Origin of the sequence: Flavobacterium solisilvae (assembly GCF_012911605.1) — a bacterium.
In the GTDB taxonomy this organism is placed as follows: Bacteria; Bacteroidota; Bacteroidia; order Flavobacteriales; family Flavobacteriaceae; genus Flavobacterium; species Flavobacterium solisilvae.
This window is the reverse complement of the sequence record NZ_JAAMPT010000204.1, coordinates 66734-89807: the sequence shown is the minus strand read 5'-3', so window position 1 is coordinate 89807 and position 23074 is coordinate 66734. Positions and strand designations below refer to the sequence as shown.

Sequence of the window (23074 nt, the reverse complement as noted above, 5' to 3'; positions counted from 1 at the left end):
GGTTTTGTTTTTATTCTTTATAGTTCAATTTTGTTCTGACACTTTTGAAATAATCAATTAAGATATTTTTTTGTGCTTCGGTTAATGCTGCTTCTCGATGTACCAAAGTATAACTTCCCAAAGGCATTTCATCTTTTTCGATATACTCGATACATTCTTCCAGTTTGTGATCTTGTCTTTTTACTTCATAATCAGTAAAAGTGGAAAAATTAAGTTCTCTTCGACCTTCATCGATATGATCTTTTAAAAACCATCCGGCAGGTTGCACATTCGAATACCAAGGATATTTACTTTCGTTAGAATGGCAATCGTAGCAAGATGTTTTGATAATCGATGCAATTTCTTCAGGTGTATTTTGTGTTTTCAAAAAGTCTTTGCTTTCATCAACTGCAGGATTGGTTTTGTCAATTTGAAAAAACTGAAGTACAACCAACACTACTAAAAGCGCAATAAGTATTTTTTTCATTGGAATTGTATTTTGGATAAAAGTAATAAAAAAAGTTTTTCTATTTTAAGGTAAATTCAATTCGATTTCAAAAATTATTGATTCTTTTTCAAACAAAATCCGTCAATCTATACAACTGACGGATTTGCCACATTTAATCAAATTAACCCACAATTATAAATTCACAGCTTCCATCAATCGAATGAATTCTGCTTTGTAACCTTCGTTATCGTTTTTGATGTTATTTTTGGCTAAGTTTTTTATGTCCGAAATGGATTTGTTGGAAACCAATTCAGAATCTCTCAATTTCAATCCAAACCAAGCTACCGAAGCACAAAAATTAAAATCTTCTGAAGTTTGTTCCAATGACAGAACGTTGTTCTTAATCACTTCCACCATTTCAATACTTTTTTCGCCATCCGGTTTTTTATATCGGAATTTAATGGTTGCCAATTCATTATTCAAATTAACTGTCGAAGGTTCGGTTTTAGTATATTTCAACTCATCTGTTGGTGTGAAAAATTTACTTTTTGTATTCACCGGAATGATTTCATATAAAGCGGTAACGGTATGTCCGCTACCTAATTCGCCGGCATCAATAGCATCATTTTTGAAATCTTCCGGACGCAATTTTCGGTTTTCATAACCAATCAATCGATACGCTTGCACATGTGCCGGATTGAACTCAATTTGGATTTTTACATCTTTGGCAATGGCAAACATCGAACCTTTGAATTCTTTACCCAAAAATCGATTAGCTTCCTGAATGTTATCGATGTAAGCATAATTTCCGTTGCCTTTGTTGGCAAGAGTTTCCATTTTGCTGTCTTTGTAATTGCCCATTCCAAAACCTAAACACGTTAAAAACACGCCCGATTTTCGTTCTTCTTCAATCAATCGTTGCATATCATTATCGGAACTTACGCCAACATTAAAATCGCCATCAGTAGCTAAAACCACACGGTTGTTTCCGTTTTTGATAAAATTTTCTTTCGCTGTTTTGTACGCCAATTGAATTCCTGCGCCACCAGCGGTACTTCCGCCAGCTGATAATTTTTCCAAAGCATCGATAATCGTCATTTTTTTATCGCCCGAAGTTGGAGGCAAAACCATTCCTGCTGCACCGGCATAAACCACGATGGAAACTTTGTCTTCGGCTCGCAATTGGTTAACCAACACTTTCATGGATTGTTTTAGCAAAGGCAATTTATTTTCCGAAAACATCGAACCCGAAACATCAATTAAGAAAACCAAGTTGGAAGCCGGAAGTTTTTCGTCATCAATAGTTTTTCCTTGTAAACCAATTTTAACCAATTTATTTGATGAATTCCAAGGACAATCGCTGTATTCAGTGTTAATGGAAAACGGATGTTCGCCTTTTGGTTCTGGATAATTGTATTTGAAGAAGTTCATCATTTCCTCTACACGAACAGCATCTTTGGGAACTTTTTGTCCATTATTAATAAAACGACGAACGTTAGTGTAAGAAGCATTGTCAACATCAATAGAAAAGGTTGATAGCGGCGATGATTTTGGACTTTCGAAGACGTTTTCTACAAATGTGCCATAATCTTCATCGTTTACGTTTGGAACAACAGTATCGCTTTTGGATGGATAAATTGGATTAGAATTTCTGTCTTCCTGTTTCATTGAACTAATTCCACGAATTCTAATACTTTCAGAATTGGCGGCAACTTGAATTCCTGGAACTACACCTTTCACCTTTTTTGGCTCTTTATTTGTTCCTCTCAAATAACCATCACTTATAACTACAACTTCGCTAAGCGTTGCTGTACCATCTAAAACCACATTAATTGTAGTTGCTTTAGTAATTTTTACGGATTTGGAATTATATCCAGTAAAACTGAAAACTAAAGTTTCACCTTCTTTGGCTTTGATAGAATATTTTCCATCGAAGTCGGTTTGAGTTCCGCGATTGGTTCCTTTTACATTAACATTTGCGCCTGGCAATGGTCCAAGATTGTCTGAAACAATACCTGTGATGGTTTTCTCTTGTGCAAAAGCTACGATACAAAAAAGTATAGCTATGGCTGATGAAAAGATTTTGAAATTTTTCATGACTTAAATTTTTAGAATGTTACACTTGATTTTTAGCTACTTTTTGAGCTTCGGTTTTCCGTTTTTAGTGGTAATGATTACCACACCTTTTTCTCCTTTTTTACCATAAATTTCGGTTGCTTTTTCCTTCTGCAGTATGGAAATTGTTTCAATGTCTTGTTGATTTAAAGGCGAATATGGACTGGTTGGATTTGGACCAAAAACTTCTTTCTCTGAATATTCAACTCCGTTGATGATGTATAATGGATCAGGTAATACAATAATAGATTCAACATCGTTTGCGTCTAATTTTCCTAGTTTTTGCAAATCTTCGGCAACATTATCAATAACTAATAAAGGTTCTTCTTTTATACTCGATTTCATTTTGGCTTCCGTCATTCGACCTTTTGAATTCATCATCGTTTTTTGACTATTATTTTTAACACTTCGAGCATCAAAAACTTCTTTGCTTAAATAACCATTATATGAATTTGTTTCTTCTTTTTCTTTTTTGATTTCATCATTTTCAACAACAGCTTCTGAAACTGCTGCTGGCATTGGTGCTGCCATTTTTTTAGGTTTTACCGTATCGTTCATAACAATTACATCGGCAGTTTTTGTTTGTTCTTTCAGAATTTGCTCGGCGTTTTCTTTTATGGCTGGATGTTTTTCTACGTCTGCAACAGCATTGCTATTTTCGTTTACTACATTTGGTTTTGTAATGCTATCATTGGTAACAATTTCATTCGTTGGAGTTGTTATCGTTTTTTCATTGCTCCAAAAATGATAACTTACAGAGACTACTAATAAAATGGATGCTGCAACGGCTAGTTTTTTCCAAAGTTTGGTTTCTTTTTTCAGGACTTTGGTATCCAATTTTTGTTCCACTCGGTTCCAGACGTTTTCCATTCCGGGAAAGTCTTTCGTTTCTGCATTTTCGGCAGCCGATTTGAACTGATTATATAATTTATCTTGATTTTCCATGAGTATTACTTCGCTTTTTGATAATACAAATTGTTGACTAAAACCTGTAATTTGGTTTTGGCTACATTCAATTGTGATTTTGATGTTCCTTCGGAGATGTTGAGCATTTGCGCTATTTCTTTGTGACCAAAACCTTCGATGGCAAACAGATTAAAAATCGTTTTGCAACCTTCGGGAATGTGGTTTAAAAGATTAAGCAAATCTTCTTCTTCCAGTTTGGTATCGTTTGTGTTTTCTGCTAAAACATGCACTTTGGTATCTTCTAAATACAGATTAAAATTGATGTTTTTCTTCAATTGTAGTAAGCATTGATTGACGGTTATTTTTCTTGCCCATGCTTCAAAAGCACCAATTTCTTTCAGTTGATCAAGTTTGGTAAATATGGTATAAAAAGCATCCGCCAAAACTTCTTCAATTTCTTCCTCTTTCTTTAAATACCGTTTGCAGGTTCGATACAACTTGGGCGACAACTGTTCATAGACTTGCCGCTGCGCATCGCGCTGCATTTTTTTACAAGCTTGTATTAGATTTTCGTTTATCACAATGAATGTCTTTATTACTAAAGAGGATTATTTTATCAAAAAGGTTGGGAAGGAGTGAAAAAAAAGTTTTCAGTGGTCAGTTTTCATTCTCAGTCTCAGTTATCAGATTGATGGAATGATAGGTGTTCTTTTAATGTATAGTTTGACTAATTACTTTTCACTAATTACTTTTCACTTATTACTAATCACTATTTACTCAGAACTACTTTATAAATATCCGCTTCCAAAACTTCAGTATCATTGTCTTCGCAAAGTAGAAATTCAATTTCGTTGGATGATTTTTTATACAATGTAATACCTTCAAATTTATGAGTATCGGAAATTTTTTGGGTGAAATCGATTTTCATTTTCTTTACATCAATTCGTCCGATGATGCTTCCAAGAACTTCGCCATCATCATATGTTGAATTGGAATTTTCTGCAGAAGCCAAAAAGTAAATTTTGTTATCTACTAAAATTGCATCAGTAAAACTAGTGCGAACGCCTTTAATTTTTGGGAGTTTGTATTCGTTGGAGATGATTTGAAATTCGTTGACTAGATTTTTACCTTCTACAGTGAAAACTACATTTTTTCCTGTTTTGCCGTTGCCACGATTGAAGAAAAACCAAGTTTCGCCATTATAAATTACGCCTTCGATGTTGAAATCTTCTGGAGCAATTTTGGCGAAGGATTGCATAGTTAAGTACAAATCGGTTAGTTCTTGGGTTTTTATAACTTCTTTGGTTTTGCTGTCAACTTGCACCATGAAATTTCGGTTTTCGGTGGAACCAGAACCAAAGATGTAAATACTGTCGGCATATTGTGTTATAGCTTCAAAATCGGGTTTGAAGGCTTTTGGAGTGTTTTCTTGAGCGTTTTCGGCAAGTGGATGACGTTGTAGTTTGGCTGTTTCGGTTTGGTATTCGTAGAGATACGAACTGTTGTCGCCGATTGCTAAAATGGTGTTGTTTTGAAATAGTAATCCTGATGCGGAACCAAGCCCAATGATTTTAAATAGTAGCGAAAGTTGAAATTTTTCCATAAGTTAGCAGATAGGTTTAGCCCAGATAGTAGCGGCATCCTTTTTCTTTTTTTCAAAAAAAAGAAAAAGATATAGCGAATAGCTGGAAATAGCTCCTCAAAAATACTATTTTTAACATAAAAAGATACTTATGCATTCAATTAATCCAGAAGATTTTAGAGTAAAAGGCAAACTCGATTTGTCTAAAACACCAACAGAATTGTCGATTGAAACATCGAAAAAAGAGGAAGAAACGGCTTTGGACGATATTCAAAAAAAGCTTAGTACCAAGCAAGATGCGATGTATGCGCACAATCGTCATGCTTTTTTGATTTGTTTGCAAGGCATGGATACGAGTGGAAAAGACAGTTTGATTCGTGAGGTTTTTAAGGAATTTAATCCGCGCGGCGTTGTGGTTCATAGTTTTAAAACGCCTAATTCGACGGAGTTGGAACACGATTACCTTTGGCGACATTATTTGGCTTTGCCCGAGAAAGGAAAGTTTGCTGTTTTCAATAGAACGCATTATGAAAATGTTTTGGTAACACGCGTGCATCCTGAATATATTTTGTTTGAAAATTTGCCTGGAATTGAAAAGGTTCAAGATATTACGCCACAGTTTTGGGAAAATAGAATGGAGCAAATCAATAATTTTGAGAAGCATATTTCGCAAAACGGAACAACAATTTTGAAGTTTTATTTTCACATGAGTAAGGAGGAACAGCGCAAACGATTGTTGAAACGATTGGAACAACCGGAAGATCAATGGAAGTTTTCGACTGGCGATTTGAAAGAGCGCGAACGCTGGGATGATTATATGAACTACTACGAAGAAGCGATTAATAAAACGAATACTGATTATGCGCCTTGGTATGTTGTTCCTGCTGATGATAAAGGTGTTGCACGATATATTGTGGCTAAAACGATTTGGGAAAAATTAGAATCGCTAACGGATATTGCTGAGCCAACATTGGATCCAAAAGTGGCTGAAAATATTCCGTTTTATCGTGATCAGTTAAAAGGTTAATTTCACACAAATTTCACGAATTTACACGAACCAAGTATTGCTTAATTTCACTAATTGATATTTAAAATTAGTGAAATTGAAGAGTAACTAATTTGTGATAATTTGTGAAATTCGTATGTTCATATATTTTATCTTTGCCGACCAAATTGAACGCAAAGTGACTTTTTCAAATTACACTAAAGAATTCAAATACAATTTAAAGTTGGCTTATCCTGTTATTCTCGGGATGATTGGTCACACCTTGGTTGGAATTGTTGATAATATTATGGTTGGAAAAATTGGTCCAACCGAATTGGCTGCGGTTTCGCTGGGCAATAGTTTTATCTTCATAGCAATGTCGCTTGGTATTGGGTTTTCTACCGCCATTACACCTTTAGTTGCTGAAGCTCACGGGAAATCGAGTAGAGAAGAAGGTCGATTAGCGTTTCATCACGGATTGTATTTGTGTACAATTTTGGGATTATTGCTTTTTGGAATTGTTTTCTTTTCTAAACCGTTGTTGTCTTTTATGGGACAACCTGAAGCTGTTGTAACGCTGGCAAAACCATATCTTGATATCGTTGGGTTTTCTTTAGTTCCGTTAATCATGTATCAAGCTTACAAGCAGTTTGCTGACGGAATGAGCCAAACAAAATACTCGATGTGGGCAACGATTGTTGGTAATGTTGCCAACGTTGTTATCAATTATTTCTTTATTTACGGGATTTGGATTTTTCCAGAGTTGGGCATTATTGGTGCTGCGATTGGAACTATTGCTTCAAGAATTATCATGCTGATTTTCATGCATTACATTATGAAAAGCAAATCGAAGTTTCACTATTATTTTGAAGGCTTTACGTTGAAGGAAATCAAGAAAGAAATTAACCTGAAGATCATCAAAATTGGACTTCCTTCGTCGATGCAAATGTTTTTTGAAGTGGCGTTGTTCACAGGAGCAATTTGGCTTTGCGGAATGATTGGTACCACTAGTCAAGCGGCCAATCAAATTGCGCTGAGCTTGGCATCGTTAACCTTTATGTTTGCTATGGGATTGAGCGTTACAGCTATGGTTCGTGTGGCTAATCAAAAAGGACAAGAAGATTATGTAATGTTACGAACCGTTGGGTTATCCATATTTATTTTGGCGGTTATACTTGAAATTGTTTTTGCCTGTCTATTTATTGCTTTCCATCAAGTGTTGCCTTATATTTTTGTCAATACCCAAGATTTAGCTACAATAGTTGAAACCCAAGAAGTAATTTCCATATCGGCACAATTACTTATTGTTGCTGCTTTTTTCCAAATATCCGACGGTATTCAAGTAGTTGTGCTTGGCGCTTTAAGAGGTTTACAAGATGTAAAAATACCCATGTATATGACTTTTGTTGCCTATTGGGTTATTGGTTTTCCCGTTTCTATCTATTTAGGATTATATACTGATATGAAAGCCGTAGGTGTTTGGATAGGATTGTTAGCGGGTTTGACAGCAGCAGCATTATTTTTGTATCTTCGCTTCGATTATTTGACTAAAAAACTTATAAAGTAAAGAGTAAATAGTGATGAGTAAAAAGTATAAAGCTTTAATCACCAATCACTATTAACTGTAAACTATTTACTAATCACTAATTACTAATAAAAATGCAATTACCAAAATTTGTTCTCGCTGATAACTCTGATTTTCCAGAAGATATATTTGTTATTCACCTTGATTTCCCTCGTTTTATTATCAATTTAAAAGATGATGAGGTAGAATTTCTTGAAGACCTTGAAGGCGAAGATGAAACCGAACTCGAAAGCGAAATGGAACATTTAATTACGCTTGCCGGAGAGTTTTATGATAAAGAAATGGAAGGTTATGATGAGTAATTATTTTCATTGAAATTTTAAAATAAAAGCTGATAGAAATTCCTTTTTGTCAGCTTTTATTCTTTATTTCAATCCTAATTGTTTGTATCTACTTTCTATTAAAACAGCATATTTCATTTTATACACATCACTTACAAAACTTTTTTCTAACACAGTTAGCATTTCTGGTTTTGCATATAAAAAGAGTTCCAAGGTGTTATCTAAAACTTTTTTGTTTAAACCACCATTTTCAAATGCAGCTAAAAAATCAGCATACTTTAGCTTTCTTTTTTTTGCATTTAAAGTTAGAGCTAGTTCTTCAGTATCGGTTTCATTAACTAATGCAGTTGGAACTAAATCATAAGCTGGACACAAGTTTAAACCTTGTCCTTCTTTTTCCAAAAGCGAAAAGTTTTTCAAATGCATATCTGTGTTTCCAGTAAAAAAACTAAACAAAACTTGCTCATAAAAATTACTTACGTCCAATAAAGGCGAACTAGAATATTTTAAAATTAATTTTGCCACTTGCTCGTGACTACCTTTATATTTATCTTCGGTAAGTCGTTCGCTTAGTTGACACATGTCTTCCATGTGTAGTTTTCCTTTTCGGGTTCTATCAACACGTTTTGTGATGTAGCAAAGTGTTTCATCTTGCAATTTCACTAAACTATGTGGAACAACTTTAATTCCACAAACTGCCGCCATGTGCATGGTTACACTTTCTAATTCGGGTAATTGTACATAATGTTCCGATGGTGGTTTTAAGATGTAATCGCCATAAAGTCCAACTATTGTTAGTTTTTTGGTTAAGTTTTTTTCTTGTTTTCTATATAAGCTTAATGAAACTTTTGCTTGAACTCCAGTAACTGCCATTTGACTTTGGATAACTTGTGTTGCCAGTTCTTGCAAGTTTTCTAGATTGTAAGCAAGTTGAGGTGTTTTTAGTTGTCCAAAAAAACGTTTGTTGCAAGCTTCATGAAAATCAGAATTGCTTTCAAAAAGTGGTTCATAGCAATACAAGCAACGTCTTCCGTAAAAAGTACTTTTTTCATGTACTTCCATCGGAAGGTTTTTCGATGCTAAATATTTCTTTTTATAATTCTTCATTTCTTATTACGCTTACGGCTCCAATACAATCTTTACAGCAGGTTAGGAGCAAACCCATTCGGTCTTTGTAATTTATTTTCCAATTTTTTTCGGCAAGATCTAAAAGCCATCCTTCTGGAATTAATCCATCAAAAAAAGCAAATAATGTTTTACTGTGATATGGTTTTTCGGTTAATGGTAATGTTAAACTTACTGCTTGTGCTTCTGTATTTTGTAAATAATGGTTGTTATATTCAAATGAATATCCTGCGTCTGTTTCACTAACAACGCCACAAAAAACATTTTTTACATATACATTTCCACTTCTATTCATTTCCTATTATTTTATCTCTATCCATTGCTACAACTCCTAAAGTTTCGCCAAATAGTCGTAATACATCATTCACTTTATCCATTCGTAAGGTATTTTTTCCTTGTTCTAAATCTCTAACAAATCGTAATCCAACACCTGCTTTCAATGCTAACTCGGGTTGTGTTAGTTTGTTTTGTTTACGTTTTCTTTTAACGTGAATACTGATGTTGTTTAGATTTTCTTTCATTTTTATACCTTTTAAAGTACAAATATATTATTTTTTCATAAAATTACACCTAAAATAGTATATTTTTTAAATTTATTGATTTTTTATACCTTTTATGGTATTAAAATAAACTTTTTTGTGAAATTGAAGTAAATAGGGTATAATTTATGAAATTACTTAAAATATTTAGAAAGTAATTCTAATGCTGCAGAAAATGGAGTTTTTTTATTGGAAGCCACGTCTAATTTATTTTGTTCTAATAAAGTAATAATCTCAGGATGATTGTAAAAATGGTTTTTCAACTGTTCATTAATGGTTTCCATCATCCAAAACTGGTTTTGGTTTTGACGTTTTTCGTCAAAATAATTGTTACCCTTAACCAGTTCTATATATTCTGAAATAATCTTCCATACATTATCAATACCTGTTTTTTCAAATGCGCTACAGGTAGTCACTTTGGGTATCCAACCAGAAGATTTGGCGGGAAACAAATGCAATGCTCTATTGAATTCTGTTTTGGCTAATTTGGCTTTAGCAACATTATCACCATCGGCTTTGTTGATAACAATGGTATCTGCCATTTCCATGATGCCACGTTTGATGCCTTGGAGTTCATCGCCAGCACCCGAAATTTTTAATAACAAAAAGAAATCCACCATACTGTGAACCGCAGTTTCACTTTGACCAACGCCAACGGTTTCTATAATAATCGTGTCAAATCCTGCCGCTTCACAAAGAATAATAGTCTCGCGGGTTTTTCGAGCTACACCGCCAAGCGTATCTCCCGAAGCACTCGGACGTATAAATGCGTTTTCGTCTTTTACTAATTCTTCCATTCGGGTTTTATCGCCAAGAATACTTCCGTGGGAAATGGTGCTACTTGGATCAACTGCCAGCACCGCTACTTTTTTACCCATAGAAGTCAAGTGTTTTCCAAAAGCTTCAATAAAGGTACTCTTCCCAACGCCTGGCACACCCGTAATTCCTATGCGGATAGATTTATTGGCGTGAGGCAAACAGCCGTTGATGATTTCGTTTGCTTTGACTAGATGGTCAAGATTAGTACTTTCTACCAAGGTAATGGCGCGGCTGAGTGCTACTTTATCTTGTGCCAAAATTCCAGCAATCAATTCCTTTGCCGAAGGTTGATTTCTGCGACGAAGCATAACTTTTTCCACGGAAGATTTATTAATGCTTTCCGGTTGAGGAATGCCGTCTTTTTCGTGTAATGCACTATTTGTATTAGCTTTTTTACTCAAGGTAATAATGTTTGGGTAAATTTAATAAAATAAAAGAAGTCTGTGAGTATATTAAAATAGCAATTTTAAGAAACCTTTCACTTTAGATTTTCTTCTGTTTGTTTTTTTTGCCGTTCCTTTGCAAAATATTTCTACTATTATTTCCAAATGGAAAACATTTTGTTGGTTTTTCTATGTTTGATAATGGGATTTGCAATGCAACGTGTTACTGCTTTTCCTAAAAACGGATACTTAGCTTTAAACCAGTTTGTCATTTATATCGCTTTGCCAGCATTGGCATTATTTTATATTCCTAAAATTTCTATTTCGGCAAAATTGTTATATCCGCTTGGCATTGCTTGGATAGGGTTTTTGCTTTCTTTCGTTTTTTTCTATTTCATAGGAAAAGCAATGGGTTGGTCCAATAAGTTGATAGGATGTTTAATTCTCACAGCTGGTTTAGGAAATACCTCTTTCGTAGGTTTTCCAATAATCCAAGCATTATATGGAGAAGAAGGTATTAAAACAGCCATCATTGTTGATCAACCTGGAACTTTTGTAGTAATGACAATACTTGGCGTTATTACCGCCGGAATTTTTTCCCGAGGCGAAACCAATGGAAAAGACATATTAAAAAAGATTTTACTTTTTCCACCGTTTATTGCCTTTGTTATAGCTTGTTTGATGAATGTGTTTCAAATGGATTTTGATGACAAATTTCAATCTGTTTTTCAAAAATTGGGAGCAACGATAACTCCGGTGGCTTTGGTTGCCGTTGGTTTGCAATTAAAAATTGACAAAAAAAGCAAACATTGGAACTATCTTGCTTTGGGATTGTTCTTCAAATTGATGATAACTCCGGCGATTTTCTTTTTACTTTACAGAGTTATTGCTGGTGGAAATGGTATTGCCGTTGATGTTTCTATTATGGAAGCAGCGATGGCACCAATGATTACAGGAGCAATTTTAGCTTCCAATTACGGATTAAAACCCAAATTAAGCAGTATGATGGTCGGTATCGGAATTCCGCTTTCGTTCATTACACTCGCATTTTGGTACTTTATTTTAAATACTTTTTAAATGGACACTTTAGTTAAGGTTTTGGTTAAAGACAAAGATTTAGCTCAAAAAACAGTTTACTCAATACTATTTTCAATCAGTTTTGCCCATTTGCTCAACGATTTAATTCAAGCAATTATTCCGTCTATTTATCCTTTGCTGAAGGAAAGTTATAATTTGACCTTTTCACAAATTGGTTTAATTACATTTGCATTTCAGTTTTCGGCATCCATTTTCCAACCGTTAGTGGGTTATTATACCGATAAAAACCCAAAGCCATTTTCCCAAATCTACGGAATGCTTTTCTCCATGGCGGGAATTGTTTCCATTTCCTATGCGGATAATTTTTATTGGATAATTGCTTCTGTAATTCTTATCGGAACGGGTTCATCCATTTTCCATCCCGAATCGGCACGTATTTCCAATCTAGCTTCGGGCGGAAAACGTGGTTTGGCACAATCTATTTTTCAAGTTGGCGGAAATTTCGGAACAGCACTTGGACCACTTTTAGTAGCATTAATTGTAATTCCAAACTCACAACAATACATTCTTTGGTTCATTATCGTAGCCGCCATTGGATTAGCAATTCTAAGCAAAATCGCCTATTGGTATCGCGACCATTTAGTACTGCGAAAAAACAAAGTGCAACCTTTTATCGATTTTCATAATCTACCAAAACGAAAAGTGCAAATCGCCATCGGAATACTATTAATCGTCATATTTTCTAAGTTTTTCTATTCAGCCAGTCTATCGAGTTATTACCAATTTTACATTATTGATAAATTTGGATTAACTATCAAACAAGCGCAGTTTCACATGTTTATTTACCTGATTGCTTATGCTGTTGGAACCATTCTCGGCGGACCATTAGGCGACAAAATCGGTAGAAAATATGTGATTTGGTTATCCGTTTTCGGCGCATTTCCGTTTGCTTTGCTATTGCCTTACGTCAATCTTTTTTGGACCGATGTTTTAATGGTCATCATCGGAATAATCATTTCGTCAGCTTTCCCAGCCATATTGGTTTATGCACAAGAACTTTTACCTAAAAAACTCGGCATGGTTTCCGGACTTTTCTATGGTTTTGCCTTTGGAATGGGTGCTTTGGGTTCAGCTTTATTAGGTAAACTAGCCGATTATACATCCATTAGCTATGTGTATCATGTCTGTTCCTATCTTCCGTTGATTGGCGCAATTTGTTACTTTCTTCCCAATTTAAAGAAAAAAGAGTAGGAGCGAATCGCTAGCGTATTCTTAGATTCCTTATTCCTGCTTTCCGTTTCTATCGTCCCAAAAGACGATACCACTTCAATCAGGGCTAAACAGGATTTGTCTTTTGTTTTTGTTATCATTATATTTACTCTTTCAAATACAAAACCATGTCACTCAATCCAGAAATACTACATAAACTCACACAAATAGTAGGTGAAAACTATATCTTCACCGACATCGAAACTAGAAATCACTACGGTCACGACGAAACCGAAGACTATGTTTTTCCACCAAGCGTTGTCGTAAAACCGGCAAATACCAGAGAAGTTTCGGCAGTTATAAAATTGGCAAACGAATACAAAATCCCAACCACACCAATCGGAGCGCGAACAGGTTTAAGTGGCGGTGCATTATCCATTTATGAAGGAATCGGGTTGTCCTTGGAACGATTAAATAAAATCCTCGAAATAGACGAACAAAACCTTCAGGTTATCGTTGAACCAGCTGTAATTACTCAAGTTTTACGTGAAACTGTTGCTGAGAAAGGTTTGTTCTATCCAGTTGATCCAAGCAGTATGGGAAGTTGTTGGATTGGCGGAAACATCGCTGAAAATTCTGGTGGCGCGCGAGCAGTAAAATATGGAGTTACCAAAGATTATGTCCTGAATTTAGAAGTTGTTTTGCCTAATGGTGACATCATTTGGACTGGAGCCAATACGTTAAAAAATTCTACAGGTTATAATCTAACGCAATTGATGGTTGGTAGCGAAGGAACGCTTGGTGTAATTACAAAAGCCGTTTTAAAATTGCTTCCTAAAAATTCGCATAATGTTTTAATGTTAGTACCGTTTTATAAAGCACAAGAAGCTTGCGAAGCTGTTTCAGCTATTTTCCGTGCTGGAATTATTCCAAGTGCTTTAGAGTTTATGGAACGCGATGCTATCGATTGGACATTAAAATACCACGACGATATTAGCATCAATGTTGATGACAAAGTTCAAGCACATTTATTAATTGAAGTAGATGGAAATTATCCAGAAATCTTGATGCTCGAAGCTGAAAAAATAATGTCGGTTGTAGAACAATTTGAAATTGACGAGGTGCTTTTTGCCGATACCGAAGAACAAAAAAATGCGTTGTGGAAAATGCGTCGTTCCGTTGCAGAAGCCGTGAAATCGAATTCGATTTATAAAGAAGAAGATACGGTTGTTCCACGATATATGTTGCCTGAATTATTATCAGGAATTAAACGAATAGGAGCAAAGCATGGTTTTAAATCGGTTTGTTATGGTCATGCTGGCGACGGAAATCTACACGTGAACATCATCAAAGGCGACATGACCGATGATAATTGGCAAACGCAAGTTCCAGTTGGAATTCGTGAAATATTTGAATTAACCGTTTCATTGAAAGGAACTTTGTCAGGCGAACATGGCATTGGTTACGTTCAAAAAAACTTCATGGATATTGCTTTTACTCGTTCTCATTTGGAACTGATGGAAAGTATCAAACGTGTTTTTGATCCAAATAATATTCTCAATCCTGGAAAAATTTTCCCTGATCATTTAACTTAAAAATGTTAAAATAAGGCATTTGCCGTATTGTTGAACAATTGTAGCTTAGGTAGTTTTGTCATATAACTTTAAAAACAAATTATGATGAAAAGATTACTATTTGCTGCTGTTGCAGTATTTGCATTTGGATTTACAAATGCTCAAGAGACAAAATTTGGGGTGAAAGCAGGTGTTGATTTTGCTTCGGTAAAAGTTGAGGTAATGGGAGTTTCGGGAACAGCTTCTGAAACTGGATTTTTTGTTGGTGGTTTTGCTAACATCGGTTTGTCTGAAAAATTTTCGGTGCAGCCAGAGTTATTGTATGTAGCTATTAGCGATTCTAATTTCTTCAGTTTACCTATTTTGGCAAAATACAATGTAGCAGAAAAATTCGGACTTCTTGCTGGACCAAGTTTAAATTATTTCAGTGATTTTGAAGAAGATAAATTAAAATTCAATGTTGATTTTGGTGCTTCTTATGATATTACTGAGGAAATTGAAGCTAATGCAAAATATTCTTTAGGATTTGGAGATATTGCAGTTAGCGGAGTATTTATTGGAGCAGGATATAAGTTTTAATTTATTTCACGTTAGTTTAAATGTTAAAAGCTCCAATTTTTGGAGCTTTTTTTATTTTGATTTCAGTTCTTGAAAAAGGCTAGGGAATTCTTTTTCAAAAAACTCACGTTGCTCTTTATCATCAAAGTTGAAAAACTTCCATTCGCCTGAAGTATTTTCATCAGAAATGGCAACATAAGTTGTTGTTTTTTTGACATTAAAACTGTTTCGTGCTGGTTCAAAAGTAACGTCTTGCGTTTGATTGATTTCTTGCAACTGTTTTTTCTTTTCGGCAGCTTGTTCCGTTGTTAGTTTTTCTTCGAAGAAATAACGAACTGGATTTTTAAACGTAATAATATAAAATGATTTTCCGCCACTTTTTTTCAGTTCGCTGTATTGAAAAGTAACATTTGGCAATTGTAATCGCAAACGATATTCTTCATTTTGATAATCCAAATCCATTTTTTCTATAAAAGCTTCCCTGCCGATTTCTTCAAAAACTTTGGGATAAGTTAAATCTGCCAAAGTTTCAAATTCCATTAAATAATTGGAATCGTAGAGTTTTTTTGTAGAAGCTTGCAAACTTTCTTTAGACTGACAGAAAGAATTTAAGGATATTAAAATTAAAAGGATAGTAATTTTTTTCATTATTAAATTCTAAAGCCAACACCCATTTTTAAAATATTTACATTAGTGTTATAACCTGTTTTTGGTACAGCTTCGTCGAGTTGAAGTAACTTAAAATAGTTATAAGAAACAGTAAGATAAAGTCGATTAGTTATGTCATAATTTAATCCTAAATCGAGATTTAGTCCGCTTTGATTATTGCTTTCATCATTAGGATTACTTTCCGAATTTGAAAATTTTGTTTTTGAAATAAAAAGAGAATACCCAATTCCAGCATAAGGATGTAATTTAGGAACATTTTTTAGGTTTAATTCACAAAAAAATCTTGGTTGAATTACATAAAGTGATGTCTTGAATTTTAAATATTCATCAAATGCAGGAAAAAATGCTTCTTCTTCAAAAGTATAATAAGAGCTATTAACGGAAACGCCTAAATTGACTGTTTCTAATTCTTTAATTTGGTATTTTACTCCTAAATCAATAATTCCATCATAGTTTTCACCAACAAAATTATTGTCTATTGGTAAAGGATAATTGGCTTCAATGCTAAATTTAGTTTTTTGACCAAAGAGAGTTACAGTCAGAAATAAAGTGGTTATCAATAGATATTTTTTCATAAAAAATGATTTGAATTCAAAAATAAGAAAAAGCTTGAAAATGATTTAATGAAAATAGAAGGATTTTGTTTAGGAAATAACGTTCTAAATATTTCTGACAGTTTTGATACTGGCGTGCGGATTATTTTCTGTTAAATAAAAAAAAATCGTTAACTGGTAAAAAAATCAAAAATAGTTATTAGAAATTGCTGTTAGTATTGATTGTGTTTAGTAATACTCAAAAAATGTTTTGTAAATACCTGTTTCATCATCGGTTATTGTTAAGACTTTACTATTTTGATTTAAGGTATATTGAAATTGATAGAAAGTAAGAGGTATAGAAAAGTCATCGCCTTCATAAGGATAAGCTTTTTTAGTTTCAAAAATATTTTTAGAAAACGGACGGATATCATATCTCAAAATTGCAATTGATTTCAAAACATGTAAAGGATTTGATACAGATAAATTATAATTCAGATACTCTACAAAAACTTCATTATTCTGTTCTTCAGAAATAATATTACTATTGGAATCATAATTTATTTTATGACTTGCAGAGGAATCTTGGAAAATAACTTCTGTTAAATTACCATTCGAAAAAACAAACGTTGAAGGGAAAAGATTTGTATTGTGGTAAACCTTTGCTGTATTTCCACTCCAAATAACATGAGACACAACATAATTGTTACGGGTTTCACTTATTATCCTGCCATTTGCGTCATATTGAAATGTACTAAAATAACTTTGTTTAGGATTGTCGGTGCTTATATATTTTTCTGCTGATACATTGCCATTAGCATCAAATGAATATTCTGAGCTGTGTATAGTTGAAAATTTTTCAAAATCATATTTTAAAGTGATTTTAAATGAAGCTTCGGGAAAAGGAATTTGGCTAACATTTATATTGTTTTCTGTTCTGTCATCTTGGCTACAGTTAATAAAAAGAAGACAAATTATAATAATTTTTAAGTATTTCATATACCGATTTTTAAGATTGTATTTTTCATGACTACTATTGTTTGTTAAATTTACGAATTTACTATTTACAATTGACAATAAATATTTATAATTATTTATAATTTATTTGTAAGATTAAAAATATAAAAAATCCTCAACAGTTTTTCTATTGAGGATTATATTTAAAATGAGCTCTTCGACAAGCTCAGTGTGACAAAGTCTTATTCGTTAACCAAAACCCATTCGCCACCAGCTAATAAACCTTCGGCTTTTTTGAATTTCATGGTTTCGGTTTTTCCGCTCATAATGTGTTTAACCGTAACATTATCGTTTCTGTTAATCTTTGGTTGATCTCGAACGATAGTTTCCGTTACTTGCGGACGTTGTTGCGTTTGACTTGCTTCGTTTCCAACTTGATTGGAAATCTTTCCATCATTATCAATTTCGTCACGAGTTTCGGTGTAATTGTCATTACGCTTTACTTCACGTGCTTCTTGAATGTTTTGATTTTGTTGTGGCAAATCGCCTTTAAACAAGAACGAAATCACTTCTTTATTTACGCTGTCAAGCATTTTGCTGAACAATTTAAACGCTTCCAATTTATAGATTAGCAACGGATCTTTTTGTTCGTGAACAGCCAACTGAACTGATTGTTTCAATTCGTCCATTTTGCGTAAATGCTTTTTCCAAGCTTCATCTACAATTGCCAACGTGATATTTTTTTCAAAATCAGCAACTAATTGTGCGCCTTCGCTTTCAAATGCTTTTTTCAAATCGGTTACCACGTTCAACGTTTTAATTCCATCCGAAAACGGAACTACAATACGCTCAAACTGATTGCCTTCGTTTTGATAAACATTTGCAATAATAGGGAAAGCTTCTCTTGCGCTACGAGCTGTTTTTTCGGTATAATAAGCCATTGCTGCTTTATATACTTTGCCTGTAATTTCCATTTCAGACATTTTATCAAATTCAGCTTTTGTTACTGGCGAAGTGATAGAGAAATATCGGATTAATTCAAATTCAAAGTTTTTGAAATCGTTTTGTGCTTTGTTATCGCCAACAATTACTTCGCAAGTGTCATACATCATATTAGCAATATCCAGTTTCAAACGTTCTCCGTGCAAAGCATGACGACGACGTTTGTAAACTACTTCACGTTGTGCATTCATTACGTCATCATATTCCAACAGACGTTTACGAGTTCCAAAGTTGTTTTCCTCTACTTTTTTCTGTGCACGTTCGATAGATTTTGTCATCATCGAATGTTGGATAACTTCACCTTCTTTCAATCCCATTCTGTCCATGATTTTGGCAACTCTGTCAGAACCGAATAAACGCATTAAGTTATCTTCCAAGGAAACGTAAAACTGTGAACTTCCCGGATCACCTTGACGACCTGCACGACCACGCAACTGACGGTCAACGCGACGCGAATCGTGACGTTCTGTACCAATAATTGCTAAACCACCAGCAGCTTTTACTTCTGGAGTTAATTTAATATCGGTTCCACGACCAGCCATATTGGTTGCAATGGTTACAACTCCTGGTTTTCCTGCTTCAGCAACTATTTCGGCTTCTTTTTTGTGCATTTTTGCATTCAACACGTTGTGAGCTACACCACGCATTTTCAACATTCTGCTTAATAATTCAGAAATTTCAACCGATGTTGTTCCAATTAAAACTGGTCTTCCTGATTGTGATAATTGGGTTACATCTTCAATAACCGCATTGAATTTCTCTCTAACCGAACGGTAGATTAAATCTTCTTTATCTTTTCTTGCAATTCCTCTGTTGGTTGGAATTTCAACTACGTCTAATTTATAAATTTGCCAAAATTCTCCAGCTTCAGTAACGGCAGTTCCAGTCATACCAGCTAATTTGCTGTACATACGGAAATAATTCTGTAATGTAATCGTTGCAAATGTTTGGGTTGCCGCTTCAATGGTTACGTTTTCTTTAGCTTCAATAGCTTGGTGCAATCCGTCAGAATAACGACGACCATCCATAATACGACCAGTTTGTTCATCAACAATCAAAATTTTGTTGTCCATGATTACATATTCTACGTCTTTTTCAAATAACGTGTATGCTTTTAATAACTGTGTAAGCGTATGAATTCGTTCCGATTTTACTCCGAAATCTTGAAATAATCTTTCTTTTGCTTCGGCTTCGGCATCTTTATCAAGATTTTGTTTTTCGATGTTAGCAATTTCGGTTCCAATATCTGGAAGAACGAAGAAGTTTTCATCCGTATCTTGAGAAAGGAATTTGATACCGTTATCGGTCAATTCTACTTGATTGTTTTTTTCTTCGATTACAAAATACATTGCTTTGTCAACTTCCGGCATTTTGCGGTTGTTATCTTGCATGTATTCGTTTTCTGTTTTTTGTAAAAGTGCTTTGATTCCTTCTTCACTTAAGAATTTAATCAAGGCTTTATTTTTTGGTAACGAACGATATGCTCTTAACAATTGGAAACCACCATCTTTAGTATTTCCTTCTTTGATTAATTTTTTAGCTTCGGTTAAAAATCCATTGGATAATTGACGTTGAAGATTGTAAAGATTTTCAATTTTTGGTTTTAATTCCATGAATTCATGACGATCACCATCAGGAACTGGACCAGAAATAATCAAAGGCGTTCTTGCATCGTCAATCAAAACTGAATCGACCTCATCGACAATAGCATAGTTGTGTTTTCTTTGTACCAAATCTTCTGGCGAATGTGCCATATTATCACGAAGATAATCGAAACCAAATTCGTTGTTTGTTCCATACGTAATATCAGCTTCGTATGCTTTACGTCTAGCAGCCGAGTTTGGCGAATGATTATCGATACAATCAACAGTCAATCCGTGGAATTCGAATAATGGTGCTTTCCACGTGCTATCACGTTTTGCCAAATAGTCATTCACGGTTACAAGGTGAACTCCGTTTCCTGTCAACGCATTCAAATAGAGTGGAAGCGTTGCTACTAATGTTTTTCCTTCACCGGTTTGCATTTCGGCAATTTTACCATCGTGCAACACGATTCCACCAATCAACTGAACGTCGTAGTGAATCATATCCCAAGTGATTTCTTTTCCAGCTGCATTCCAAGTATTTGCCCAAACAGCATTATCGCCATCCAAAGTGATGTATGCTTTCGTTGCCGAAAATTCTCTGTCTTTTGGTGTTGCAGTAACAGTGATTGAAGAGTTTTCTTTGAAACGACGAGCTGTTTCCTTTACCACAGCAAACGCTTCAGGAAGAATTTCTTTTAAAACTTTTTCTGAAATTTCATAAGCTTCTTTTTCCAAAGCATCAATAGCGTTGTAGAAATCTTCTTTTTTATCTACATCGGTAGTGTTTTCGGCTTCTTGTCTAAGCGATTGAATTTTGTTGTCTTTTTCAGCTCGTGCAGCTTTGATTTTCTCTTGAAATTGAACGGTTTTGTTTCTCAATTCATCGTGAGACAAAGCCATTAAAGTGCTTTCAAAAGATTTAATTTTAGTAATTAAAGGTTGTATCGCTTTTACGTCTTTTTGAGATTTATCTCCAACAAAAGCTTTGAGAATACTATTTATGAAACTCATAATTGTTTTATTTTATAAAGTGCAAATTTTAACAAAAAAAAAGTCCTAATTCGGACTTTTCAATTGTTGGTTGTTATTTTTTAATATTCATCCTCGTTCCAAAGATAGTCTTCGTCGGTTGGATAATCTGGCCAAATTTCTTCCATTGATTCGTATATTTCGCCTTCGTCTTCAATAGACTGAAGATTTTCAACTACTTCTAGCGGAGCACCAGCTCTAATAGCGTAGTCAATAAGCTCATCTTTGGTTGCAGGCCACGGCGCATCACTTAAATAAGATGCTAATTCTAATGTCCAATACATCTTCTATCGGTTTTTAATTTATGCAAAAATAAATTTTTAACTGAAAAAGTCAAGTTTTTTTTGATTTATTTTCAATACTAGTTAAGAACGTGTTGATTTTTGATTTAAGAACAGTGATTTTTGATATCAGATTTTAAACTTTTAATGTTGATTTTCTCTTCTTAAATCAAAAATCGTTACTCAACAATCTAAAGTCATTATTTTCTTGGTATCCACTGAACTTCGTCTGCTTTTAGGTCAAAGGACAACTTTCGTGCCAAGACAAAAAGGTAGTCAGAAAGTCGGTTTAGGTACTTAATAACGAGTTCGTCTGTTGGTTCTATGTCATTCAAATGGACAGCTAAACGCTCGGCACGACGGCAAACGCAACGTGCAATATGACAATATGACACGGTTGTATGTCCGCCAGGAAGTACAAAATGTGTCATTGGAGGCAAACTGTTTTCCATGGTGTCGATTTCGTTTTCTAGAAATTCGATATCAGTTTCAAGAATGCCAAGATTTTGAAGGCGTTTTTGTCCGTTTTTCAACACTTCTTTTTCTGGTGGTGTTGCTAGAATTGCTCCAACGGTAAACAATCGATCTTGGACTTCGATTAACACGTTTTTGTATAATGGATTGATTTCTTGGTCGCGAATTAAGCCTATGTGTGAGTTGAGTTCGTCAACGGTTCCATAACTTTCTATTCGGATATGATGTTTTGGCACACGAGTTCCGCCAAAAAGTGCTGTGGTTCCAGTGTCGCCGGTTTTGGTATATACTTTCATTGTAGAGTGATTAGTGAAAAGTAATTAGTAATTAGTTTTCCAAAGGTAGCAAAAAATAGAATGGATTTTTTAATAGCCCAGATTGAAACGAAAATCAATTTTGTCAAAGTTTTGAACTTTGACAGAGTTATTGAAGAGAAAAGCTGGAATTACAATTATTGATAAGTCCCGAACGGTTCGCTTCAAAAAATTATAAATGTTTTGGATTTTGTTTGTCGCTTTCGATTAATCCATCGCGTAAACGGATAATTCGGTGTGCGTATTCGGCAATGTCTTCTTCGTGTGTTACAAGAATTACGGTATTTCCTGCGGCGTGAATGTCGCCAAAAAGTTTCATGATTTCGACCGAGGTTTTACTGTCAAGATTTCCCGTTGGTTCGTCAGCAAGAATGATGGACGGTTTGTTGACCAAAGCTCGAGCAACGGCAACACGCTGGCGTTGTCCACCCGAAAGTTGGTTAGGTTGATGATCCATTCTATCGGCAAGTCCAACTTGGGTTAGTACTTCGGAAGCGCGAGTGTTTCTATCGGTTTTTGAATAACCAGCATAAATCATGGGTAACGCTACGTTGTCTAAAGCGGTTGTTCTAGGCAAAAGGTTGAAGGTTTGGAAAACGAAACCTATTTCTTTATTTCTAATTTCGGCCAAATCGTCATCGTGCATTTGGGAAACGTCTTTTCCGTTAAGAATGTATGTTCCCGATGTTGGCGTGTCTAAACATCCCAAAAGGTTCATTAGCGTTGATTTTCCTGAACCACTTGGTCCCATTAATGCAACATATTCGCCTTTGTTGATTTGTAAATCAATGCCTTTTAGAACGTTGATGGTTTCACTGCCTAGTTGAAAATCTCTTTTGATTTGTTTTATGTTGATTAATGGATTTGCCATTTGATTTTAGATTGTCGATTAACGATTAATCGATTTAAGATTGTTAGCTAAAATAAGAAAAATTAATTGATTGCAAGGTGTAACCATTGCCCAAAATTGTATCCGGCTTTTACTAAGTAAATAATTCCTAAAAGAACTACAAAAGGTAATAGAAATTTACCTGCTTTTGATTGTAAAAAGTGTGATATTTTCATAATTGTAAAAGTTTATAGATACTGAATGAGTAGCTTGA

Annotated in this window: 24 protein-coding genes; 7 read left to right on the top strand and 17 right to left on the bottom strand. The window is 34.5% G+C overall.

Annotated features, from left to right (window positions below; genetic code table 11):
* Nucleotides 1-10 precede the first annotated feature (10 nt).
* The 5 genes from G6042_RS06410 to G6042_RS06390 all read right to left on the bottom strand — a co-directional run bounded on the left by G6042_RS06410 (nt 11) and on the right by G6042_RS06390 (nt 5051).
* On the bottom strand, nt 11-466 hold the full coding sequence (locus G6042_RS06410; RefSeq protein WP_169523477.1) for a heme-binding domain-containing protein: 456 nt from the start codon (nt 464-466) through the stop codon (nt 11-13).
* A 153-nt stretch (nt 467-619) separates the two neighbouring features.
* Nucleotides 620-2524, bottom strand: a complete 1905-nt coding sequence (locus tag G6042_RS06405) for a vWA domain-containing protein (protein WP_169523476.1) — start codon at nt 2522-2524, stop codon at nt 620-622.
* Between the two features lie 36 nt (nt 2525-2560).
* Entirely contained in the window at nt 2561-3487 is a 927-nt protein-coding gene (locus tag G6042_RS06400) for a hypothetical protein (protein WP_169523475.1), read from the bottom strand.
* 5 nt (nt 3488-3492) lie between these two features.
* Nucleotides 3493-3993: an RNA polymerase sigma factor gene (locus G6042_RS06395; protein ID WP_169523474.1), complete on the bottom strand. Its 501-nt coding sequence runs from the start codon at nt 3991-3993 to the stop codon at nt 3493-3495.
* A 224-nt stretch (nt 3994-4217) separates the two neighbouring features.
* Entirely contained in the window at nt 4218-5051 is an 834-nt protein-coding gene (locus tag G6042_RS06390) for a DUF6929 family protein (RefSeq protein WP_169523473.1), read from the bottom strand.
* A 130-nt stretch (nt 5052-5181) separates the two neighbouring features.
* On the opposite strand from G6042_RS06390, the gene G6042_RS06385 reads away from it, so the two are divergent.
* From G6042_RS06385 to G6042_RS06375, 3 genes are all read left to right on the top strand, one after another.
* Nucleotides 5182-6057 (top strand): PPK2 family polyphosphate kinase, encoded by an 876-nt coding sequence (locus tag G6042_RS06385; protein ID WP_169523472.1) that lies wholly within the window; start codon nt 5182-5184, stop codon nt 6055-6057.
* A gap of 157 nt (nt 6058-6214) precedes the next feature.
* Entirely contained in the window at nt 6215-7582 is a 1368-nt protein-coding gene (locus tag G6042_RS06380) for an MATE family efflux transporter (protein WP_169523537.1), read from the top strand.
* Nucleotides 7583-7674: 92 nt separating this feature from the next.
* Nucleotides 7675-7902 (top strand): hypothetical protein, encoded by a 228-nt coding sequence (locus tag G6042_RS06375; RefSeq protein WP_169523471.1) that lies wholly within the window; start codon nt 7675-7677, stop codon nt 7900-7902.
* Between the two features lie 63 nt (nt 7903-7965).
* Here the strand turns inward: G6042_RS06375 and G6042_RS06370 are convergent, their stop codons facing one another.
* The 4 genes from G6042_RS06370 to meaB form a co-directional block, all read right to left on the bottom strand.
* On the bottom strand, nt 7966-8988 hold the full coding sequence (locus G6042_RS06370; protein WP_211161648.1) for a HipA domain-containing protein: 1023 nt from the start codon (nt 8986-8988) through the stop codon (nt 7966-7968).
* Entirely contained in the window at nt 8975-9301 is a 327-nt protein-coding gene (locus tag G6042_RS06365) for a HipA N-terminal domain-containing protein (protein WP_169523470.1), read from the bottom strand. The genes G6042_RS06370 and G6042_RS06365 overlap by 14 nt, the downstream gene beginning before the upstream one ends.
* Nucleotides 9294-9527, bottom strand: coding sequence for a helix-turn-helix transcriptional regulator (locus G6042_RS06360; protein WP_169523469.1), 234 nt, complete (start codon nt 9525-9527; stop codon nt 9294-9296). The genes G6042_RS06365 and G6042_RS06360 overlap by 8 nt, the downstream gene beginning before the upstream one ends.
* A 152-nt stretch (nt 9528-9679) precedes the next feature.
* Nucleotides 9680-10765, bottom strand: a complete 1086-nt coding sequence (gene meaB / locus G6042_RS06355; RefSeq protein ID WP_169523468.1) for a methylmalonyl Co-A mutase-associated GTPase MeaB — start codon at nt 10763-10765, stop codon at nt 9680-9682.
* A gap of 147 nt (nt 10766-10912) precedes the next feature.
* On the opposite strand from meaB, the gene G6042_RS06350 reads away from it, so the two are divergent.
* The 4 genes from G6042_RS06350 to G6042_RS06335 all read left to right on the top strand — a co-directional run bounded on the left by G6042_RS06350 (nt 10913) and on the right by G6042_RS06335 (nt 15147).
* A complete protein-coding gene (locus tag G6042_RS06350) occupies nt 10913-11824 on the top strand; it encodes an AEC family transporter (RefSeq protein ID WP_169523467.1) in 912 nt (303 codons plus the stop codon).
* Complete coding sequence (locus tag G6042_RS06345; RefSeq protein ID WP_169523466.1) at nt 11825-13036, top strand: MFS transporter; 1212 nt, start codon at nt 11825-11827, stop codon at nt 13034-13036.
* A 146-nt stretch (nt 13037-13182) separates the two neighbouring features.
* A complete protein-coding gene (locus G6042_RS06340) occupies nt 13183-14589 on the top strand; it encodes an FAD-binding oxidoreductase (protein WP_169523465.1) in 1407 nt (468 codons plus the stop codon).
* A gap of 84 nt (nt 14590-14673) precedes the next feature.
* Entirely contained in the window at nt 14674-15147 is a 474-nt protein-coding gene (locus G6042_RS06335; RefSeq protein ID WP_169523464.1) for an outer membrane beta-barrel protein, read from the top strand.
* A 51-nt stretch (nt 15148-15198) separates the two neighbouring features.
* Here G6042_RS06335 and G6042_RS06330 read toward each other — a convergent pair whose 3' ends face one another.
* From G6042_RS06330 to G6042_RS14430, 8 genes are all read right to left on the bottom strand, one after another.
* Nucleotides 15199-15774 carry a hypothetical protein gene (locus G6042_RS06330; RefSeq protein ID WP_169523463.1) on the bottom strand — a complete coding sequence of 192 codons (576 nt, stop codon included), beginning with the start codon at nt 15772-15774 and terminating at the stop codon, nt 15199-15201.
* Nucleotides 15775-15776: 2 nt separating this feature from the next.
* A complete protein-coding gene (locus tag G6042_RS06325) occupies nt 15777-16370 on the bottom strand; it encodes an outer membrane beta-barrel protein (RefSeq protein WP_169523462.1) in 594 nt (197 codons plus the stop codon).
* 207 nt (nt 16371-16577) lie between these two features.
* Entirely contained in the window at nt 16578-17327 is a 750-nt protein-coding gene (locus G6042_RS06320; RefSeq protein WP_169523461.1) for a hypothetical protein, read from the bottom strand.
* A 200-nt stretch (nt 17328-17527) separates the two neighbouring features.
* A complete protein-coding gene (secA, locus tag G6042_RS06315) occupies nt 17528-20884 on the bottom strand; it encodes a preprotein translocase subunit SecA (protein WP_169523460.1) in 3357 nt (1118 codons plus the stop codon).
* Between the two features lie 80 nt (nt 20885-20964).
* Nucleotides 20965-21186: a DUF2795 domain-containing protein gene (locus G6042_RS06310; protein ID WP_022828503.1), complete on the bottom strand. Its 222-nt coding sequence runs from the start codon at nt 21184-21186 to the stop codon at nt 20965-20967.
* A gap of 197 nt (nt 21187-21383) precedes the next feature.
* The gene (locus G6042_RS06305; RefSeq protein WP_169523459.1) at nt 21384-21953 is read right to left on the bottom strand and encodes a cob(I)yrinic acid a,c-diamide adenosyltransferase; all 570 of its coding nucleotides are present in this window, start codon (nt 21951-21953) and stop codon (nt 21384-21386) included.
* 190 nt (nt 21954-22143) lie between these two features.
* Nucleotides 22144-22842 (bottom strand): ABC transporter ATP-binding protein, encoded by a 699-nt coding sequence (locus G6042_RS06300; RefSeq protein ID WP_169523458.1) that lies wholly within the window; start codon nt 22840-22842, stop codon nt 22144-22146.
* Between the two features lie 62 nt (nt 22843-22904).
* Nucleotides 22905-23036, bottom strand: coding sequence for a hypothetical protein (locus G6042_RS14430; protein ID WP_262887306.1), 132 nt, complete (start codon nt 23034-23036; stop codon nt 22905-22907).
* Between the last annotated feature and the right edge of the window lie 38 nt (nt 23037-23074).

What these genes read in the sequence shown, in the direction of transcription:
- G6042_RS06410 (WP_169523477.1), bottom strand. Translation starts at nt 466, where the DNA reads ATGAAAAAAATACTTATTGCGCTTTTAGTAGTGTTGGTTGTACTTCAG.
- G6042_RS06405 (WP_169523476.1), bottom strand. Translation starts at nt 2,524, where the DNA reads ATGAAAAATTTCAAAATCTTTTCATCAGCCATAGCTATACTTTTTTGT.
- G6042_RS06400 (WP_169523475.1), bottom strand. Translation starts at nt 3,487, where the DNA reads ATGGAAAATCAAGATAAATTATATAATCAGTTCAAATCGGCTGCCGAA.
- G6042_RS06395 (WP_169523474.1), bottom strand. Translation starts at nt 3,993, where the DNA reads ATGCAGCGCGATGCGCAGCGGCAAGTCTATGAACAGTTGTCGCCCAAG.
- G6042_RS06390 (WP_169523473.1), bottom strand. Translation starts at nt 5,051, where the DNA reads ATGGAAAAATTTCAACTTTCGCTACTATTTAAAATCATTGGGCTTGGT.
- G6042_RS06385 (WP_169523472.1), top strand. Translation starts at nt 5,182, where the DNA reads ATGCATTCAATTAATCCAGAAGATTTTAGAGTAAAAGGCAAACTCGAT.
- G6042_RS06375 (WP_169523471.1), top strand. Translation starts at nt 7,675, where the DNA reads ATGCAATTACCAAAATTTGTTCTCGCTGATAACTCTGATTTTCCAGAA.
- G6042_RS06370 (WP_211161648.1), bottom strand. Translation starts at nt 8,988, where the DNA reads ATGAAGAATTATAAAAAGAAATATTTAGCATCGAAAAACCTTCCGATG.
- G6042_RS06365 (WP_169523470.1), bottom strand. Translation starts at nt 9,301, where the DNA reads ATGAATAGAAGTGGAAATGTATATGTAAAAAATGTTTTTTGTGGCGTT.
- G6042_RS06360 (WP_169523469.1), bottom strand. Translation starts at nt 9,527, where the DNA reads ATGAAAGAAAATCTAAACAACATCAGTATTCACGTTAAAAGAAAACGT.
- G6042_RS06350 (WP_169523467.1), top strand. Translation starts at nt 10,913, where the DNA reads ATGGAAAACATTTTGTTGGTTTTTCTATGTTTGATAATGGGATTTGCA.
- G6042_RS06345 (WP_169523466.1), top strand. Translation starts at nt 11,825, where the DNA reads ATGGACACTTTAGTTAAGGTTTTGGTTAAAGACAAAGATTTAGCTCAA.
- G6042_RS06340 (WP_169523465.1), top strand. Translation starts at nt 13,183, where the DNA reads ATGTCACTCAATCCAGAAATACTACATAAACTCACACAAATAGTAGGT.
- G6042_RS06335 (WP_169523464.1), top strand. Translation starts at nt 14,674, where the DNA reads ATGAAAAGATTACTATTTGCTGCTGTTGCAGTATTTGCATTTGGATTT.
- G6042_RS06330 (WP_169523463.1), bottom strand. Translation starts at nt 15,774, where the DNA reads ATGAAAAAAATTACTATCCTTTTAATTTTAATATCCTTAAATTCTTTC.
- G6042_RS06325 (WP_169523462.1), bottom strand. Translation starts at nt 16,370, where the DNA reads ATGAAAAAATATCTATTGATAACCACTTTATTTCTGACTGTAACTCTC.
- G6042_RS06320 (WP_169523461.1), bottom strand. Translation starts at nt 17,327, where the DNA reads ATGAAATACTTAAAAATTATTATAATTTGTCTTCTTTTTATTAACTGT.
- secA (WP_169523460.1), bottom strand. Translation starts at nt 20,884, where the DNA reads ATGAGTTTCATAAATAGTATTCTCAAAGCTTTTGTTGGAGATAAATCT.
- G6042_RS06310 (WP_022828503.1), bottom strand. Translation starts at nt 21,186, where the DNA reads ATGTATTGGACATTAGAATTAGCATCTTATTTAAGTGATGCGCCGTGG.
- G6042_RS06305 (WP_169523459.1), bottom strand. Translation starts at nt 21,953, where the DNA reads ATGAAAGTATATACCAAAACCGGCGACACTGGAACCACAGCACTTTTT.
- G6042_RS06300 (WP_169523458.1), bottom strand. Translation starts at nt 22,842, where the DNA reads ATGGCAAATCCATTAATCAACATAAAACAAATCAAAAGAGATTTTCAA.
- G6042_RS14430 (WP_262887306.1), bottom strand. Translation starts at nt 23,036, where the DNA reads ATGAAAATATCACACTTTTTACAATCAAAAGCAGGTAAATTTCTATTA.